14 protein-coding genes, 1 other RNA gene and 1 pseudogene are annotated in these 16981 nt (G+C 69.5%); 7 read left to right on the top strand and 9 right to left on the bottom strand.

Features of this window, described 5'->3' with window-relative positions; genetic code table 11:
- Positions 1–47: 47 nt before the first annotated feature.
- Entirely contained in the window at positions 48–2282 is a 2235-nt protein-coding gene (locus BLR04_RS20555) for a SulP family inorganic anion transporter (protein WP_090767607.1), read from the top strand.
- 155 nt (positions 2283–2437) lie between these two features.
- On the opposite strand, the gene BLR04_RS20550 is transcribed toward BLR04_RS20555, so the two are convergent.
- Together BLR04_RS20550 and BLR04_RS20545 are read right to left on the bottom strand one after the other, a co-directional pair.
- Complete coding sequence (locus BLR04_RS20550) at positions 2438–3583, bottom strand: aromatic ring-hydroxylating oxygenase subunit alpha (RefSeq protein WP_218129091.1); 1146 nt, start codon at positions 3581–3583, stop codon at positions 2438–2440.
- A gap of 548 nt (positions 3584–4131) precedes the next feature.
- Complete coding sequence (locus BLR04_RS20545; RefSeq protein WP_090767601.1) at positions 4132–4728, bottom strand: TetR/AcrR family transcriptional regulator; 597 nt, start codon at positions 4726–4728, stop codon at positions 4132–4134.
- 109 nt (positions 4729–4837) lie between these two features.
- Here BLR04_RS20545 and BLR04_RS20540 point away from each other — a divergent pair, with 109 nt between their 5' ends.
- Both BLR04_RS20540 and BLR04_RS20535 read left to right on the top strand, forming a co-directional pair.
- Entirely contained in the window at positions 4838–5635 is a 798-nt protein-coding gene (locus BLR04_RS20540) for an acetoacetate decarboxylase family protein (RefSeq protein ID WP_090767793.1), read from the top strand.
- A 107-nt stretch (positions 5636–5742) separates the two neighbouring features.
- Positions 5743–6798 carry a DUF3533 domain-containing protein gene (locus tag BLR04_RS20535; RefSeq protein ID WP_090767790.1) on the top strand — a complete coding sequence of 352 codons (1056 nt, stop codon included), beginning with the start codon at positions 5743–5745 and terminating at the stop codon, positions 6796–6798.
- Between the two features lie 5 nt (positions 6799–6803).
- Here BLR04_RS20535 and BLR04_RS20530 read toward each other — a convergent pair whose 3' ends face one another.
- Positions 6804–7427, bottom strand: a complete 624-nt coding sequence (locus BLR04_RS20530) for a response regulator (protein WP_090767598.1) — start codon at positions 7425–7427, stop codon at positions 6804–6806.
- On the bottom strand, positions 7424–8527 hold the full coding sequence (locus BLR04_RS20525; protein ID WP_143022117.1) for a sensor histidine kinase: 1104 nt from the start codon (positions 8525–8527) through the stop codon (positions 7424–7426). The genes BLR04_RS20530 and BLR04_RS20525 overlap by 4 nt, the downstream gene beginning before the upstream one ends.
- Before the next feature lie 88 nt (positions 8528–8615).
- On the opposite strand from BLR04_RS20525, the pseudogene BLR04_RS20520 reads away from it, so the two are divergent.
- The 3 genes and pseudogenes from BLR04_RS20520 to BLR04_RS20510 all read left to right on the top strand — a co-directional run.
- A pseudogene (locus tag BLR04_RS20520) lies at positions 8616–9260 on the top strand (ABC transporter ATP-binding protein); the annotation flags it as partial.
- 56 nt (positions 9261–9316) lie between these two features.
- On the top strand, positions 9317–10060 hold the full coding sequence (locus BLR04_RS20515; protein ID WP_090767592.1) for an ABC transporter permease: 744 nt from the start codon (positions 9317–9319) through the stop codon (positions 10058–10060).
- A gap of 51 nt (positions 10061–10111) precedes the next feature.
- Entirely contained in the window at positions 10112–10768 is a 657-nt protein-coding gene (locus BLR04_RS20510; RefSeq protein WP_090767589.1) for a YdcF family protein, read from the top strand.
- A gap of 746 nt (positions 10769–11514) precedes the next feature.
- On the opposite strand, the gene BLR04_RS20500 is transcribed toward BLR04_RS20510, so the two are convergent.
- Both BLR04_RS20500 and BLR04_RS20495 read right to left on the bottom strand, forming a co-directional pair.
- Positions 11515–12243 carry a hypothetical protein gene (locus tag BLR04_RS20500; RefSeq protein ID WP_143022116.1) on the bottom strand — a complete coding sequence of 243 codons (729 nt, stop codon included), beginning with the start codon at positions 12241–12243 and terminating at the stop codon, positions 11515–11517.
- A gap of 159 nt (positions 12244–12402) precedes the next feature.
- Positions 12403–13851 carry an alkaline phosphatase PhoX gene (locus BLR04_RS20495; RefSeq protein WP_090767579.1) on the bottom strand — a complete coding sequence of 483 codons (1449 nt, stop codon included), beginning with the start codon at positions 13849–13851 and terminating at the stop codon, positions 12403–12405.
- Between the two features lie 197 nt (positions 13852–14048).
- On the opposite strand from BLR04_RS20495, the gene BLR04_RS20490 reads away from it, so the two are divergent.
- Positions 14049–14420: a tyrosine-type recombinase/integrase gene (locus tag BLR04_RS20490; RefSeq protein ID WP_090767576.1), complete on the top strand. Its 372-nt coding sequence runs from the start codon at positions 14049–14051 to the stop codon at positions 14418–14420.
- Between the two features lie 34 nt (positions 14421–14454).
- Here the strand turns inward: BLR04_RS20490 and rnpB are convergent.
- The 3 genes from rnpB to BLR04_RS20475 all read right to left on the bottom strand — a co-directional run bounded on the left by rnpB (position 14455) and on the right by BLR04_RS20475 (position 16979).
- Positions 14455–14842, bottom strand: an RNA gene (gene rnpB / locus BLR04_RS20485) — RNase P RNA component class A.
- Positions 14843–14940: 98 nt separating this feature from the next.
- The gene (locus BLR04_RS20480) at positions 14941–16242 is read right to left on the bottom strand and encodes a bifunctional RNase H/acid phosphatase (protein ID WP_090767573.1); all 1302 of its coding nucleotides are present in this window, start codon (positions 16240–16242) and stop codon (positions 14941–14943) included.
- The gene (locus BLR04_RS20475) at positions 16239–16979 is read right to left on the bottom strand and encodes a zinc ribbon domain-containing protein (protein ID WP_090767570.1); all 741 of its coding nucleotides are present in this window, start codon (positions 16977–16979) and stop codon (positions 16239–16241) included. Before BLR04_RS20475 ends, BLR04_RS20480 begins: the two co-directional genes overlap by 4 nt.
- Between the last annotated feature and the right edge of the window lie 2 nt (positions 16980–16981).

Raw genomic sequence — 16981 nt, 5'->3', positions numbered from 1 at the left:
CGCTACTCGCCCCTCAGCGAGAGGCGATGGAGCAATAGGTTTGCTCCATGTCCAGCGACACGAAGAGTAGCCGACTCAACACCCTCCGCCACGACTTGCCGGCCTCCCTCGTGGTCTTCCTCGTCGCGGTGCCCCTCTCCTTGGGCATCGCGATGGCATCCGGAGCCCCGCTGGTGGCCGGACTGATCGCCGCCGTGGTGGGCGGCATCGTGGGAGGCGCACTGGGCGGGTCCGCGGTGCAGGTGAGCGGGCCCGCCGCCGGACTCTCCCTGGTCGTGGTGGACCTCGTCCACACCTACGGCTGGCGGGCCACCTGCATGATCACCCTGCTGGCCGGTGTCGTACAGCTGCTCCTGGGAGTGCTCAAGGCGGCGAGGGCGGCGCTCGCGGTGTCGCCCGCCGTCATCCACGGCATGCTGGCGGCGGTCGGCATCATCATCGCGCTGTCGCAGCTGCACATCGTGCTCGGCGGCAGCTCCCAGCACTCCGCCATCGCCAACCTGGTCGAACTGCCCGGGCAGATCGCCGACCTGCACGGCCACAAGGTCGCGGTCGGCGTGCTCACGATCGCGGTGCTCGCCCTGTGGACACGGCTGCCGCAGCGGGTCAGATCGGTCCCCGCGCCGCTCGCGGCGCTGCTCGTCGCGGCGATCGTCGCGTGGGCGTTCGGCTGGGACGTCACCCGCGTCGACCTGTCCGAGAGCGTCACCGAGTGGGCGTTCCCTGTGCTGCCGCAGGGCGACTGGCACATGGTGGTGTCCTCGGTGCTGCTGGTGGCGCTGCTGGCCGGATGCGAGTCGCTGCTGTGCTGCGTGGCGGTCGACGGCATGCACGGCGGCCGCCGCTGCGACCTCGACCAGGAACTGACCGGTCAGGGCGTCGCCAACATGGTCACCGGCGCGCTCGGCGGCCTGCCGGTCGCCGGAGTGATCGTGCGCAGCACGACGAACGTCAAGGCGGGGGCGCGTACGCGCGTGTCGTCCATCCTGCACGGGGTGTGGGTGCTGGTGTTCGCGCTCGGGTTCGGCTGGTCGATCAAGCTGATCCCGCTGGAGGCGCTCGCGGCGCTGCTGGTGTTCATCGGCGTGCAGATGGTCAACCTGGGCCACGTCAAGAAGGTGCACGGCCACGGCGAGGTGCCGGTGTACGTGGCGACCATGGCCGCCGTGATCGTGCTCGGGCTGGCCGAGGGCGTCCTCGCGGGGCTGGCGCTGGCCGCGCTGCTGGCGCTGCGCCGCCTGACCCGGGTGACGGTGCTGAAGCACGCCGACCGCGACGGCCGGCTGCACGTGACGATCTCGGGCTCGCTGACGTTCCTGGGCGTTCCCCGGCTGACGCACGAGCTGCGGGCGATCCCCGATGGCACGACCGTCGACCTCGACCTGAACATCGACTTCATGGACAACGGCGCCTTCGAGGCCATCCACTCCTGGCGGCTCGACCACGAGCGCATGGGCGGCACCGTGCACATCGACGAGCTGCACGACGAGTGGTACGCGCTGGCGGCCAGCGGGGGGCGTACGTCGCCCGTCAAGTCGCCGCCGAGGGCGCCCGACCGCTGGTGGCTGCCGTGGGCGCACCGGCGCAGGCCCGAGCCGCCGCGCCCGCTGCCGTCCGACGACGAGACGGCGGAGTGCCTGCTCACGGCCGGCGCCCGCGAGTACCACAGCCGTACGGCGCCGCTGGTGCGGCCGATCTTCACGGAGCTGGCCAGGAAGCAGCAGCCGACGCACCTGTTCATCACGTGCGCCGACTCGCGGATCATGCCCAGCCTCATCACGTCGAGCGGCCCCGGCGACCTGTTCACGGTGCGCAACATCGGCAACCTCGTCCCTCGTCGGGGCACTGAGCCGCACGACGACTCCGTCGTGGCGGCGATCGAGTACGCGACGCAGGTGCTGAGCGTCAGGACGATCACGGTGTGCGGGCACTCGGGGTGCGGGGCGATGGCGGGCGTGCTGAGCGGCGGTGTGCAGGCCGGCAGCCTGCCGGGGCTGCGCAGGTGGCTGCGGCACGGCGACCACAGCCTGGCCAGGTTCATCGAGACCGAGGGCGACCGCCTGCACAGCGGGGCGCTCGACGTGCTGTGCCGGGTCAACGTCCAGCAGCAGCTGGAGAACCTGCTGACGTACCGGAAGGTGGAGGAGCAGGTCAACGCCGGGACGCTGGAGCTCGTCGGGCTGTTCTTCGACATCGGCTCCGCCCGGGTGCACATGGTGCCGCCGCTGCGGCCGGAGTTCGCGTCCGTGGCGGCGCGTCCACTGATGACTGCCGACGACTAGCCGGTATTTCTGCACAGACGTCGCAGGAAGGGCGATCTAGAGTCGGTGCCGTCCGCGAGGGGCGTTCCTTGGCCCGTGGCGCTCCTCGCGGGAGCGGTCCTTCTCCCAGGGACCTGAGGGGCGAAGGCGTCGGCAGCCTTCGCCCCTCCTCGCTGTCAGCGTGGTGTGCCGAGCTCGCGGCGGTAGGCGTCCAGGACGAGTCCGTGGAAGTGGTGGACCGCGTGCTCCGACAGCCCCGAGCCTCCGGGGTCGTAGACGATCTTCCCCTGGGTGAACGCGGGGGTGCTCATGCCGCGCTGCACGCTCTCCACCAGGGCGATGTCCTCCTTCTGCAGCACCTCGTCGATGTAGCGGATGCTGTCCAGCTCGGCCTCGTCGGGCTCAGCCGTCTCCAGGTAGAAGTCCCAGGTCTCGCGGGTGCGGTCGGGGCCGTCCGGGATGATCTGCAGAACCATGAAGTTGCCGCGGCCGGGATAGCGCAGCAGGCACGTGTTCGGCCACAGCCACCAGACGGCGTGCTCGGTGACGGTCGCGCCCGACACGTCGTACGCGGAGTTCTCCGACGTGCCGGCCTTGGCCATGTGGCTGGAGTAGATCCCGTACGTGGTGACCTCGTAGGTGCTCATGTCGACCAGGGACACGAAGTCCTTGTGGGCCACGTGGCAGTGATAGCACTCCAGGAAGTTGTCGACGACGTTCTTCCAGTTGGACGCGATGTCGTAGGTGAGGCGGCGGGCCAGGGTCAGGCCGGCCACGTCGGGCGCCCTCGCCTGGATCTCCGCCTCGAGGTCGCCGGCCTGCTCCGCCAGCGGGGCCGCCTCGGGATCGAGGTTGACGTACACCATGCCGCCGAACTCGGTGACCTGGACCTGGTCGAGACGGACCGCGGACGGGTCGAAGCCCGGCATGCCGCCGGTGTTGCGCGCCCGCCGCAACCGGCCGCTCAGGTCGAAGTTCCAGGCGTGGTACGGGCACACGATGCTGCGCCGGACGCCGGAACCCGACAGCAGCTCATGCGCCCGGTGCTTGCACACGTTGTAGAAGGCCCGCAGGGTGCCGTCCTCGTCGCGGACGGCGACGACCGGCAGGCCGGCCACCGTACCGGTCATGTAGCTGCCCGGGTGGCGCAGCTGTTCGACATGGCAGAGCCACTGCCACGTACGGGCGAAGATCGCCTTCTGGTCGACGGCGAACCAGCGGGGGTCGGTGTAGGCGTCGGCGTGCAACGACATCGACAGGGCGGGGTTCGGGTCGTATCCGGCTGAGATGCGGCCGTACTCGGCGATCGGGTCGGGGGTCACCGTACCTCCACATGCCTGGTGGATGATCACGGTAATGATCGATCTGCCCGCGGCACAAGGCTCTTGAGCGGGGTGGTGCCAGCAAGGTGCTCGCATCTTCGCGCCGCCGCGCGAATCCGGGGCGATCGGACGGCCCGCGCGTCGTCACGGGGCCGGCGCCCGCCGGCTGTTCATATATCAGCACCGTTTTATCGGCTTTCTTGGTGCCATGGTGAAAAAGCAAGGGACAGGCGCCTAACCGCAATGGCGTACGGCCCCCAGCACCGCAGCGATCAGTTCTACCAGAGCTACCTGAGCTCCGATGATGAGAGTCATCACCTCCCACCGCTTGGACGGCTCCCGCTGACCGGCCTTCCGGCATCGCTTCTGGCTCATAGAACACCTCCCTCCCTGGTCCGGCGCAACCGGTGGTACGCCGATCAAGGCAGTGAGGTGAACGCCTCAGCCGATCTTGTATTTCAGAATAGTTTCGGAAGTCGCGTCAGCAAGGACACCACACCGTTTTGCCATTTCTTATTGCAAAAGGCCATTCCGGCGGCCGCCCGCCGTCAGGATCGGGCGACGAGAGCCGCGGGAGAGTCGAGCACGAGCCGTACGAGACGGTCGGCGACGTCATCGTCCAGTGACGAGCCCATCATGAGGCGGCGGTAGAGGATGGTGCCGGCCCACACGTCCTGCACCAGGTCGGTGTCGAGCCCCTCCGGGAGGTCGCCGCGCTCGACGCCACGGCGCAGGGCGACTGCGATGTTCTCGCGTTTGCGCTGCAGGAACGCCTCCCGGAAGCGGGTCATCAGCTCGGGGTGGGGCAGGAGACCGGTGGCGAGCGCGGGCAGCCCGGCGGCGAGGTCCTCGTTGGCGTAGTTGTCGATCGTCATGTCGACGGCGAGGCGCAGTTCGGCGCGGGTGTCGCCGAGGTCGGGGATCTCGTCGGCGCGGAAGACGTCGGCGATGGCGTCGGCGAGGAGCGCCTCCTTGCTCGGCCACCAGCGGTAGATGGTCGACTTGCCGACGCCCGCCGCCGCGGCGACCGCCTCGATGGTGAGGGACGAGTAGCCCTGCGCGGTCAGGACGTCCCGCGCCGCGCTGAGGATCTTCGTGGCCGAGCGCGGGCCGACCGCCTTGTCCGAGGTGAACATCAATTCCATGCTGTCGAACGATACGTAGCGTTTCGTTGTGCGGTCAAGGCATGCTACGGTTCTGCCCATCGAACGAAACGCGACGTTTCGTATCGTCCGATGAAGAGGAGTGATCGTCATGCAGGGTTACACCGTTCCGCTTTCGCCGCGTGGCCAGGCCAACCTCGCGCCCACCCCGCCGTGGCACTACGCCGGCACGGCGGTCGCCGTGGAGTTCTTCGCCGATCCGGCGGCCGCGGAGGCGACCCTTCCCCAGGGCCTGACGCTGGACCCGGACTCCGCCGGGCGGGGCGTGGCGATGTTCGTGGACTGGCAGTACTCCGCCGGCGGCGAGGAGTACCTCGACCCGGCCCGCTCCCAGTACCGGGAGTTCCTGGTCACCTTGGACGCCCGGTGGAACGGCACCCCGGTGGCGTGGTGCCCGTACATCTACGTCGACAACGACGCGGCCCTGGCTCGCGGCTGGGTGCAGGGGTTCCCGAAGAAGCTCGGCAGCGTCCACCAGACCCGGGCCTATCCCGTCGGCGGACCCGCCACGCCGGCCGTCGCCGCCGGTGGCCGGTTCGGCGCCACCGCCTCCACCGCCGGGCAGCGCATCGCCGAAGCCCTGGTCACCTTGGAGCAGCCGGTCGACAACCCCGCCGCCCTCATGAACCGCCCGGTCGTCAACCTGCGCCACTTCCCGCGCCTCGCCAAGGGGCAGCACGACCAGCCCGCCGTCCACGAGCTGGTCATGGCCGTCCTCGACAACCCGGCCGTCGGCGAGGCCTGGGTGGGCACCGGCGAGCTGTCGTTCCTTCCCGCTCGCGGCGAGGAACTGGCCGACCTGTCCGTCCAGCGCGTCGGCAAGGGGTTCCGCTTCCACCTCGCCTACACCGTCGACGACCTCAAGACCCTCACCGACTACACCCTCTGACGCACGTCCAGGGGCCTGACAGATCCACCCCGCGCACCCGGGGCTGTCCGCGCTGCTTCTCCTCCCCCAACAGCCTTATCGGGCTCCGAATGACGAAGGACGACAACGTGACCACTCCGCCTGCCACCGCCCTTGAACCGGCTCCCGACACCCGGCGGCCTGGATTCCTCGCCGAGCTACGAGACGCCGTCAGTTTCCGTGCCGCTTCGCTGGTCGTCGCGGTCTTAGCCGTGCAGATGGGGTTCGTCCTGTCCTATATCGGGGCTTTCCACGCGCCCGCGCCGCACCGCATACCCGTCGCGGTCGTCGCCCCCGCCCAGGTGTCCGGCCAGATCGTGACCCGGCTCAACGAGCTGTCCGGCGAACCCGTCCTGGCCCGTGCCGCCGGCAGCGAACAGCAGGCCCGCGCCCTCGTCCTCGACCGGACCGTGGACGCGGCCGTCCTCGTCGACCCGCGTGGCACCACCGACACCCTGTTCGTCGCCTCCGCCGGCGGCCCCGCGGTCTCCACCGCCGGCCAGCAGATCGCCGAGGCCATCGAGCACCAGCAGCACCGGCAGGTGAAGGTCACCGACATCCGCCCGCCCGCCGCCTCGGACGGCCGCGGCATGTCGTCCTTCTACCTCGTCCTCGGCTGGATCGTCGGCGGCTACCTCGCCGCCGCCGTCCTCGGCATGGCCGCCGGAGCCCGCCCGGCCAACCTCCACCGTACGGTCATCCGCCTTGGGGTCCTCGCACTGTACGCGATCGCCTCCGGCCTGGGCGGAGCGGTCATCGTCGATCCCGTCATGGGCGTCCTCACCGGCCACCTCGTGCAACTGTGGGCCCTGGGCGCACTCACCGTGTTCGCCGCGGCCGCCACCACCGTCGCCCTCCAGAACCTGCTGGGCCTGCTCGGCGTCGGCGTCACCGTCATCCTGTTCGTGGTACTCGGCAACCCCAGCGCCGGCGGCGCATACCCGGGCGTCCTCCTGCCTGACTTCTGGCGCGCCATCGGCCCCTGGCTCCCGCCGGGCGCCGGCACCACCGCCGTCCGCAACACCGTCTACTTCGCGGGCCACGCCGTCACGCAGTCCCTGTGGGTCCTCGCGGCTTACGCCCTCCTGGGCGCCGTCGCCGCCACCATCACCTCCGCCCTCCACCACCGCCGGGCCCTCGCCTGAACCGGCTAGACGAGGTTCGCCTCGTAGGCGGCGATGACCAGATGGACCCTCGTACGGGCGTCGAGCTTCAGCAGCAGGCTGCTGACGTGCGTCTTGACCGTGCTCAGCGTGACGTACAGGGTCTGGGCGATCTCCGCGTTGGACAGGCCGCGCGCCACCAGGACCAGCACCTCCCGTTCGCGTTCGGTGATGTCCAGGCGACGCGTCGGCGGGCGTACGTGACGCTCGATCAGCCGCCGGGTGGCGCTGGGCGCGAGCAGGGAGTCGCCGGACGCGACGGCTCGTACGCTCCTGATCAGCTCGGTCGGCGGGGTGTCCTTGAGCAGGAAGCCCGCGGCGCCGGCCCGGAGCGCCCCGTAGACGTACTCGTCCAGGTCGAAGGTGGTCACGATGAGCACGCGGGTGTACGGATTCGCGGCGCAGATGCGGCGCGTCGCCTCGATGCCATCCATCTCCGGCATCCGTACGTCCATCAGCACAAGTTCGGGCGTTTCACTCGCGGCGACGGCCACCGCCCGCGCGCCCGTCGCGGCCTCGCCGCACACCCGGAATCCTGGCACGCTGTCGATCAGCCGACGGAAGCTCGCCCTGATGAGCGGCTGGTCGTCGGCCACCAGCACCTTGATCACAGCGGTAACCTCGCCATCACCCGGAACCCACGCTCTGGGCGGACGCCCGCCTCGAACTCGCCGCCGAAGACGCGTACGCGCTCGCGCAGACCGTTCAGCCCGTGACCGTAGGGTCGCTCTCGCGCAGTCCCGCCGTCGTCGGTGATCTCCACGACCAGCTCCTCCTCCCGCCGTTCGATCAAGACCGTGGCCCGCTCGGCGCCGGCGTGCTTGAGTACGTTGGTCAGCGCTTCCTGGACGATCCGGTAGACGGTGAGCTCCATCTCTCCCCGCACCTCGCCGTCGAGCCGTAACTCCACCTTCAGACCAGCGGCTCTCGTCGTGGCCAGGAGATCGTCGAGGTCGCCGAGCCCCGGAGCGGGGGCCAGGTTCGCCGGGCCGTCCTCGCGAAGCACGCCGAGCAGGCGCCTGGTCTCGCGCAGCGCCGACCTGCTGGTCTCCTCGATGGAGCTGAGCGCCCGGCTCATCTCCTCGGCGTCGCCGACCTGCCGTTCGACGCCGGCCTGCACGGCGATCGTGCCGAGGCTGTGGCCGATGACGTCGTGCAGCTCGCGGGCGATGCGCAGACGTTCCTGCGCCGCCTCCGCACGGGCCCGTTCCTCGGCCTGCGCGGCCAGTTGCTCGGTGTAGAGCCTGCGCTGGCGTACCGCTGTGCCGGTGGTCCAGGCCGCCACGACGATCGCCGGCACCAGCCCGAGCTGGTCGAGGGTCTGACCCCGCAGCGGGAACTCCACCACTCCCTGCATCGTGACCGCCACCGCCGCGAGCAGCGCGGGCACCGCCTTGCTCCGGGTGGCCAGGGTGTAGAGCACGAGCGGCAGGCCGAACGGGTCCGCCTGCGGGACGAGGAACTCCCGCATCCCCAGCCCGCCGATCAGCACGACCACGAACACCGCCCGCGGCCACAAACGCCTGACCGCGAGGGGGAGGCTGGTGGCCAGGGCCACCGTGAAGTCGAGGACGTCGGGCGGCGCGGGGTTGCGCGACGTGACGAGCCCGAGGAAGCCGGCTGCCAGCAGCAGGGCCACCACGGTGTCGAGGGACACCCATGCCCAGTTCGGTATCCGGCTCAGCAGGGGAAGACGAGGCGGATCGTCCACGTCCTCGACCCTAACCACCGGGCCCGGCCGTGCACATCGGTCTCAGGACCGATGCGGGTGCCGGCCGCCCAGGCGGATCGTGAAGGACATGATCGAAGTCATTGGGCTGACCAGGCGCTTCGGGCGAAGTGCCGCCGTCGACGACCTGTCCTTCACCGTCAACCCCGGAAAGATCACCGGATTTCTCGGGCCGAACGGCGCGGGCAAGACCACGACCCTGCGGATCATCCTCGGACTCGACCGGCCGACCACCGGACGGGCCACCGTGAACGGCGTGCCGTACCGGACATTGGACAGGCCCCTCACCCACGTCGGCGCCCTGCTCGACGCGAGCGCCGTGCAGGGCGGACGTCGTGCTGATCAGCACCTGCAGTGGCTGGCCAGAACCAACGGGATCTCCTTCAGGGGTATCAACGGGTTGTTGGAAACCGTCGGGCTCGGTGATGCGGGGCGCCGGCGGGTGGGCGGCCTCTCCCTCGGCATGAAGCAGCGGCTCGGGGTGGCCGCCGCCCTGCTCGGCGATCCCGAGGTGCTGCTGCTCGACGAGCCGCTCAACGGGCTCGACCCCGAAGGCATCCGCTGGATGCGCGGACTGCTGAAGTCGCTGGCGGCCGAGGGGCGGACCGTGCTGGTCTCCAGCCATCTCATGCACGAGATGGCGGTCACCGCCGACCACCTGATCGTCATCGGACGGGGCCGGCTGCTGGCCGACACGGAGATCACACAGTTCGTACGGCCCGGAATGTCGCTGGAGGACACGTTCATGCGTGTCATCGAAGAGAGCGCGCCGTGAACACCGTCGCCGCCGAGTGGATCAAGTTGCGTACGTTGCGTTCGACCTGGTGGGTGCTGGGCGTGGGGGTGCTGACGGCGCTCGGGCTCACCGCGCTCGGCGCGTCCACCGTGATCTCGCGCTGGGACCCGGGCCGGACGGGCGAGCAGGCCGCGATGGGGATCGTCGTGGCCGTCCATGTAGGAGTCGTGCTGGCTCAGCTGCCGCTCGGCATGCTCGGCACCATGTCGATCAGCGGCGAGTACACCTCCGGCATGATCCACACCACCTTCGTCGCCACGCCTTCGCGCTCACGGGTGCTGCTCGCCAAGGCGTCCGTACTTGGTGGGCTTGCCGTCGCCGCCTCGCTTCTCATCGCGATCCCCGGCTACCTGTACGGGCTCACAGTGGCGTCGGCGTTCGACCCCACGCTGCCACCGGTTGAAGCGTGGACGGTGATCGGCGGCGGCATGCTCGGGATCGTGACGACCACGATGCTCGGGCTGGCACTCGGCGCGACCTTCCGCAACGGCGTCGTGGCCACCTCCGTGCTCGTGGTGGTGATGGTGCTGGTTCCCTTCGCCGGGCGGATGTTGCCGGGTGGTGAGGTGGTTAACTCGATCTTGCCGGGTTATCCGGCGCTGCAGCTCGTCGAGCAGATGCCGGACATCATGCCGGACGCGGCCGCCTTCGCCGTACTGGGCTTCTGGGCTGTCGTGCCGCTGCTGGTCGCGATCCTCGCCGACCAACGGGTGGCCTAGCGTCGCGCCTCTGGCCGGTCGCGCGCCGGGGTGTGCCCTAGGGTCGCTGCCATGCGACGACGGACGGGTTTGGCGGTGGCCGGGGCGCTCGTGCTGGCCTGGGGAGAATGGATGAACTGGCGCTGGTCTCGAGCCCTCGTGGGGAACCGTCGGGGCGTTTCCGCGGCGGTGGTCGTACTGGGATACCGGAACCCTCAGGCGAGAGCGAACATCGTCAACCGCCGGCGCGTCCGCGCCGGCCTCCGCTCCATCGCAGCCGAGCACGAGCGGCACACCCGCGTGATTTTCACCGGCGGTGCGACCACCACCGACGTTGCCGAGGCCCAATTGATGGCCGACTATGCGAAGTCGGTGCTTCAGTTCAACGGCACCATCGTGCTCGAGCAGGAAAGCAGAACCACCTGGGAGAACGTCACCAACGTCATCCCGCTCGTCGAGGACGTCGACCGCATCAAGATCGTCTCTCAGCCGGCGCACGCACTCAAAGCCCGCGCATACCTGCGCCGCCAACGTCCCGACCTCGCCGACAGACTCGTACCGGCGGCCGACTACCGTCCCGGCGAGTGGCTGCTCCTCAAACCACTCCTGGCCCTGTACGGACTCTGGACACTCCGCGACATCAAGAAAGGCGAGAAGAAAGTCTCGCTCTGGCCCGCGGCGGTGTCAGAAGCTGTGGCCGGTGGCCGTTCAGCCGACACCGGAGAATGAGGGCGCAGGCCAGCCGAAGAAACGTTCTGCCGATACACGCCCCGCCCGGAGCCGTGCGGGTCAGACGGATTTCACTCAGGAACGGGCTACTTTCTCCGGCATCGCGAGCTCATCCAGGACGAGCTCTATCGCCTGGTCCTCATGTCCTCGTACCTTGAGCTGGCGGACCCGGCCCACCAATTCCGTAGCTCTGAGCGCATCGGCTAGTAGCCCGGGCGGGGCCGTGGACCAAAACACGCTTCCGCTCCGTTGCGCATGGCCCAGACTGGTGTCCGCACAGCCATTCGCACCGTCGCCGCCCCACAACAGGATGCGCGGCTCCACCATGGATGAGCATGGCACGGCCTTCATCTTGAGGTTCCCGCACTGACATCTGGCCCCTGGTCCAGAACGCCCCTACGATCATCTCCATGACGGGGCGAAATGTGTGCTTCAGCATCGGTGCGGCAATCCTCTTTCTTGCTGGATGTGCTGCCCTCGCCGTCAACTCGCCAGTGGGTATCGGCAAGGCCGCCGCTCTCGCCATCGTCGGAGTCGGCTTCATGATCGGTGCTGTGGCCCTGGCCATTGGCGTGGACAGCCGACACCGCCGCAGGAGCCCTTACCAGGCGACGAGCAAGTCAACGCACCCGCACTACGGGGTAAGGCTGTAAGCCGTCCGACGCGCCGCGCCGTGATGCCGGGGCTGTGTCCGGAAGTTATTCATGCTGATCATCGCAGGTGGGAAGCGGCGGCGTCATCAGGGGTCAGAACAGTAGGAGGTCGCGGCGGAGATCCTCGATCAGCGAGGGGATGTGCAGGTCTGCGGGAAGGGCGTCGTAGCCCGGAAAGCCGCCCCAGGCCATGGAAACGCGTAGATAGTCCACCAGCGTGATGCCCTTGCGTCGCTCTACGAAGAGCAACTGTGGATCAGGGGACGAGCCGGGGCCTTCGATGTCGTGTGTCGCTCCGCTGATGTTGGCCTTGTGGAGTTCGTCCGGGGCGAAGATGAAACTGAGATCGGTTCCCGGGTCGGAGGGCCACTCTTCCCAGGCGTCGAGCAGGAAGCGTGCCGATGGCAGCACCAAGGGGTCCGGAAGCAGGTCGGATTCCTCGTGGGGATTGCCGTGGTAGCTGACGTGCGGGAGCGAGGGGCCGCCGTCGCCGCAGAGGTTGACCTGGCCCACGATCAGGAGACAACTGCGGAGGGCGAGGGGCAGCGGTCCTGTCGCTGCCTCCAGACGTTCGAGCGCTGCCACATCTTCGGTTGCGGGTTGTCGCCGGACGTGCTCAGGCGAGGCGAAGCGGTATCCAACATCACCGAGTCGCTGGACGATCATGTCAACGTTGGCCGCAACCCTGCTCATCGTCTCGTAAGCGACGTTCTCGGCATCCTGCAACCGGGGCTGAGGTACCCCAGATGAACCCAAGGCCCGTATCTCGTTCCAGACGGCGAAGTGCTCGCCGGAGCGGTAGCGATACGCCCATGAGGTCATGGCCAGGATGGTAAACCCCGGTGATGAGAGGGCGATCATGGGCCGGCGCTGCTCATGGAACGGGCAGGGCCCTCGTATGTGTGGAGGGTCCTGCCCGTGGTGTCCGGCTGGTGGTGAGGTGGGCGTTCAGTTGGTCGAAAGGCTTTCGGGTTCTGTGCGTCAGGCGAGGTATTTCTCCCAGGGGCCGGTGATGGCCAGGGTGAGCCCTGGGTCCTGCATGTTGACGAAGAGGACCTTGCCGTCGGCGGTGAAGGTCGGGCCGCAGAATTCCGAGTCGTTGAGCTGGTTGCGGGCGATGGCGTACGTCGGGCCGCCTGGGGTTGAGCTGAGGACGTGGGAGGCGCCTGAGCCGTCCTCGGCGAGGACGAGGCTGCCCCATGGGGTGACGGTCACGTTGTCCGGGCCGTCGAAGGTGAGGTCGGTGTACTTGACCTGCGTGCCGTCCTCCGACGCGGTCTGGTGCGGGAAGTACGTCACCAGCTGGATGGTCTGGGCGCGGTAGTCGTAGAACCACACCATGCCGTCGTGGGGAACCGCGTCAACGGGGAGCTCGCCCTCGTCCCATGCGTACGAGTTGACCACGTAGACGCCCTCGTCGGTGCCCCACACGCCCTCGAACTTGCGTCCGCGCGTGACCTGGCCGTCGGTGAACTGCTCGCGTACGGGCGTGGTCCGTGCGTCACGCTCGGGCACCTCGATCCACCGTACGGGGAAGGGGCGGCCCAGCTGGGCGGAGGTCAGGTAGGCGACGTCCGGCAGTACGGAGCCGTCGTCCATGATGATCTGCATTGCGGCGAGGACGCCGGCGTTCGGGGCGAGACGGGTGAGCACGCCGGGACCGAGCTTGAGGCCGTGGGGGGCAGTCCAGCGGTAGAAGAGGCCGTTGGGTCCGTCGGCGTCCTCGGAGAGGTAGATCTTGGTGCGGTCCTTGTCGATGGCCAGCGCCTCGTGGGAGTAGCGGCCCAGGCACTTGATGGGACGCGGGTCCGCGCTGCCGTCGGACCAGACCTCGAAGACGTAGCCGTGGTCCTTCTGGAAGACGCCGGACCGGCCGTTGTCCTCCCAGCTGTCCCCGGCGCGGTCCTCGGTCTCCTCGCAGGTCAGCCACGTCCCCCAAGGGGTGGGGCCGCCCGCGCAGTTGGCGACGGTGCCGGAGAGGGCGACGTACTCGCCGCGGTTGCGGCCCGCGCGGTCCGTGCTGATCACGGTGCAACCGCCCGCGTCGATGGCGCCGGGATCGTAGACGGTGCCCTTGACGTGCGGTACGCCGAACTCGGCGCCTGGGTCGATCTCGTGATTCTGGATCAGGGTGTAACGGTCGCGGCCGGCGCTGTAGACGGCCATGCCGTCGTGGTCGGCCGGGGTGAGTCCTTGGCCGTGGTCGAGCCGGGTGACGCCGGTGCGGGTGACCACGGTGTAGCGGAAGCCCTCGGGCAGGGCGAGGATGCCGTCGGGGTCGTCCACGAGGGGCGGGAAAGGTAAGCGGTCGGCCCTGCCCGGGCGCGGCCTGCCCGGGTGGGAGTCGGCCAGGGACGGGATACTGCCGGTGATGGCAAGGCCCACGCCGACGGCGCCGCTTGCGAGGAGGGCACGGCGAGAGGGAGACACGTAGGTTAGCTCCTGTTCCATACGATGACGGCGACATGGCCAACCAACTGCCGGAAATCGACATCTACGCGTCTGTTGTGTGATGGGTCGGCGATATTGGGGCGAAGAATCAGGGTAATCCTGCGGCCGGCCGCTGTGAGCCGCTCTCCCTCAGGTGCATTTCTCCACATTTCGGGCACGGACGTGGGCGCCTACTCATGCCCGACTTCGTCGCGACAGCGATCGCCCAGCACGCCAAGGTACGGGCTCACTCCCGATGGACCGGCCGGGGCACTCTGCTGCGGCGCGACTACTTCAACAAGAAGATCTGGAAACCTGCCCTGGCGGTCGCCGGCCTTCCCGCAGACGTGACCTTTCACGATCTTCGTCATACTTTCGCGAGCACAACCCTGGCCGAAGGCGTACCGATCTCCGAGCTGTCCCGTTGGCGCGGGCACAAGTCCATCACGACCACCGTGGACCTGTATGGCCACCTGGTCCAGGAGGCGACCGGCCGCGCCCGTGACGCTCTGGACAAGGCGTTCAAGCCAGCGCCACATGTGCCCGGAAAGTACCCTGGCGGATCTTGAGAGTGGTTACGGTGCAGGTCGCCGGGTGGATGAGGTGACGAGTCGGCCTGTAGGCCGGGTTTTGTCCTTCTTGCGAAGGGGCGACCATCCATCTAGGACCGCCGTTGCCGGCGGTCTCGAGCGGTCTACCCGCGCGGCTCGGGCGGGCAGCCCTCGAACGTCGCGCGCGGAACCCTCCTGAGAGGGATCCTTCTTGACCTTGCTCCGGGTGGGGTTTACCTAGCCGCCCACGTCACCGTGGGCGCTGGTGGTCTCTTACACCACCCTTTCACCCTTACCTCCCGCCAACCGGGAGGCGGTTTGCTCTCTGTGGCACTGTCCCGCGGGTCACCCCGGGTCGGCGTTACCGACCACCCTGCCCTGTGGAGCCCGGACCTTCCTCGGCGGGCCCGAAGGCCCGACGCGGCCGCCCGGCCGACTCGTCGGTATGCAGGGTACCAAATCCCCGCCCACCGCCGATCCGGCCATCAGGCTCCGTGCGCGCTCCATGCCCGCCCCGTGCGGGCTCTCGGGCTTCGCTTCAGCGCAGGTGTGCGGTGTCGTTGAAGGACTTCACCACCGCCGGGCCGTCGGCGTAGTACTCGATCAGCGACAGGCACGCCAGGTCGAGGTGCATCCGGTACAGGGACTCCAGCGGCGCCATCAGGGCGTGACGCAGCAGCAGCTTGATCGGCGTCACGTGCGACACCGCCAGCACCGTCTTGCCCTCGTACCTCTCGACCAGCCGTTCGCCCGCCGCCCGCACGCGACGGGCGGCCTCGGCGAAGCTCTCGCCGCCGGGCGGGGCCACCTCGGGGTCGGCGAGCCAGGCGGTCAGCTCGGCGGGCCACTGGCGTTGCACCTCGGTGAACGTGTGGCCCTCCCAGGCGCCGAAGTCGGCCTCCCGCAGGTCGTCCTCGACCTCGACGTCGAGGCCGGTACGCGCGGCGACCGCCTCGGCGGTCTGCCGGGCGCGCTTGAGGGGGGAGGTGACGATCGCGTCCAGCCGGTACGGCTCCCGCGCGAGCCGCTCGGCCGCCGCCGCTGCCTGGGCCAGGCCGTTGGCGGTGAGCTCGGCGTCGCCGCGGCCGGAGAAGCGGCGTTCGACGGACAGCGGGGTCTCGCCGTGCCGCAGGAGCAGCAGGGACGTGGCCACCCGCGTGGGCGGGGCCCAGCCGGTGCCCGACCCCGCGGCGGTACGCGTCCCGGTGCCCGCGCGTTGCTGGGCGGCGGCCACCGAGGCGGTCGGCGCGGACAGCTCGGCGATGGCGCCGGCGTCGAGCAGGTCGGTCTGCTTCCCACCGCGCAACGCACCGCCCGCGCCACCGGACGTGCCACCTGACATGGCGTCCGAGGTGGCACCGGACGTGCCGCCCGGTGTGGCGCCGTTCGTGGCCTCGGGGGCGGTGTTGGCGGGTTTCCAGGTGCGGCCCTGGGCGGCGGCGTCCATGGCCTCGTTGGCCAGGCGGTCGGCATGGGTGTTGCGTTCGCGGGGGATCCACGTCCACTCGGTCACCCGCAGCCGCCGCACCAGCGCGCCGGCCTCGGCCGCCAGCGGGCGCAGGCCCTCGTGCTTGACCTTCCAGCGGCCCGCCATCTGCTCGACGACGAGCTTGGAGTCCATCCGTACGGCCACCGAGGCCCCGTCGCCGGCCAGCTCGAGCACGGCCTTCAGCCCGGCGATCAGGCCGCGGTACTCGGCGACGTTGTTCGTCGTGACGCCGATCGCCTCGGCCGCCTCGGCCACCACCTGACCGGAGGCGTCACGGACGACGGCGCCGTAGCCCGCGGGGCCCGGGTTGCCGCGCGAGCCGCCGTCGGCTTCGACGATGTACGAGGTCACAGGCCCGACTCTGAGGTGCGTACGAGGATGCGGCGGCATTCGTCGCAGCGCAGCACCTCGTCGTGGGGCGCGGCCTTGATGCGGTTCATCTCGGCGATGGACAGGGCCACCTTGCAGCCCTGGCAGCGGCCGCCGTGCAGCATGGCGGCACCGATGCCGTACTGGTCCTTGAGCTTGTCGTAGAGGCCGAGCAGGTCGGCGGCGATCTCGCCGGCGACGGCGGCGCGCCGGCCGCGGACCTCTCCCGCCTCCTTCTCGATCTCCTGGAGGGAAGCGTCGCGGCGGTCCTCGGCGGCGGTGAGCGCGGCGCGGACCTCGTCGCGCTGGGCCACCAGGTCGGTGACCTTGGTGTCGGCGGCCTCGCGGCGCTCCATGATCTCGAGGACGACCTCTTCCAGGTCGCCCTGGCGCCGGTGCAGCGAGGCGATCTCGGACTGCAGGCTCGCGAGGTCGCGCGGGGAGGTCACGGCTCCGGAGTCGAGGCGCTTCTGGTCGCGGTCGGCGCGGGTGCGGACGGCTTCCACGTCGTGCTCGGCCTTGGTCTGCTCGCGGGCGAGGTCGCCGGCCTCGGTCTCGGCCTCGATCACCTGGGTGGCGAGCCTGGCGTACTGCTTCGACTTCTCGTCGATCTCGGCCAGCTCGGGCAGGTTGCGGCGGCGGTGGGCCAACCTGTCGAGGGCGGAGTCGAGCTCCGCCAGGTCAAGCAGTCGCTTCTGCGCCTCAGGGGCTGCTTTCATGA

The sequence above is a fragment of the Nonomuraea maritima genome, assembly GCF_900100395.1.
GTDB classification, from domain to species: Bacteria; Actinomycetota; Actinomycetes; order Streptosporangiales; family Streptosporangiaceae; genus Nonomuraea; species Nonomuraea maritima.
Note: the sequence above shows the minus strand (reverse complement) of the source record. Positions and strands in the feature narration are given on the sequence as shown.